At 65.8% G+C, this 1,146-nt stretch carries 2 pseudogenes; both read right to left on the bottom strand.

The features are described from left to right. Positions 1-560: pseudogene (locus tag TSO5_RS32075) on the bottom strand (succinate--CoA ligase subunit alpha); the annotation flags it as partial. A 1-nt stretch (position 561) separates the two neighbouring features. Further along, positions 562-1,146, bottom strand: a pseudogene (gene sucC, locus TSO5_RS32070) (succinate--CoA ligase subunit beta); the annotation flags it as partial.

Genomic DNA, 1,146 nt, shown 5'->3' with positions numbered 1-1,146 from the left:
TTGGTGCCGTTGACCGGGTCGCCGCCGATGCCGATGCAGGTGGTCTGGCCGAGACCGGCCGCCGTGGTCTGCGCGACGGCCTCATAGGTCAGCGTGCCGGAGCGCGAGACGATGCCGATCTTGCCGCGCTTGTGGATGTGACCCGGCATGATGCCGATCTTGCACTCGTCCGGCGTGATGATGCCGGGGCAGTTCGGGCCGATCAGGCGGGTCTTGGAGCCGTCCAGGGCGCGCTTGACGCGGACCATGTCCAGCACCGGGATGCCTTCGGTGATGCAGACCACCAGCGGGATCTCGGCGTCAATCGCTTCCAGGATCGCGTCCGCAGCGAAGGGCGGCGGCACGTAGATCACGGAGGCGTTGGCACCGGTCTTCTCGACCGCTTCCGACACGGTGTCGAAGATCGGCAGGTCGAGGTGCTTGGCCCCGCCCTTACCGGGGGTCACGCCGCCGACCATCTTGGTGCCGTAGGCGATGGCCTGCTCGGAGTGGAAGGTGCCCTGGGCTCCGGTGAAGCCCTGGCAGATCACCTTCGTGTTCTTATCGACGAGAACAGCCATGTTACGCGGCCTCCTTCACGGCCTTGACCACCTTTTCGGCGGCATCGGCGAGGTTGTCGGCCGAGAGGATCGGCAGGCCGGATTCGGCCAGGATCTTCTTGCCCAGATCGACGTTGGTGCCTTCCAGGCGCACCACCAGCGGAACGTGCAGGTGCACTTCGCGCGCCGCGGCGACCACGCCCTCGGCGATCACGTCGCAGCGCATGATGCCGCCGAAGATGTTGACCAGGATGCCTTCGACGTTGCTGTCGGAGAGGATCAGCTTGAAGGCCGCGGTGACGCGCTCCTTCGTGGCGCCGCCGCCGACGTCGAGGAAGTTGGCCGGCTCACCGCCATACAGCTTGATGATGTCCATGGTGGCCATCGCCAGACCGGCGCCGTTCACCATGCAGCCGATGTTGCCGTCGAGCTTGACGTAGTTGAGGCTGTGCTTGGCCGCCTCGATCTCCGCCGGATCCTCTTCGGCCTCGTCGCGCAGCTCTTCCACGTCCTTGTGACGGAACAGCGCGTTGTCGTCGAAGTTCATCTTGGCGTCGAGCGCCAGGATGTCGCCGGCGCCGGTGACGATCAGCGGGTTGATCTCGAC

The sequence above is a fragment of the Azospirillum sp. TSO5 genome (assembly GCF_003116065.1).
Lineage (GTDB): Bacteria > Pseudomonadota > Alphaproteobacteria > Azospirillales > Azospirillaceae > Azospirillum.
The sequence above is the reverse complement of the archived record's forward strand: the minus strand, read 5'-3'. Positions and strand labels throughout refer to the sequence as shown.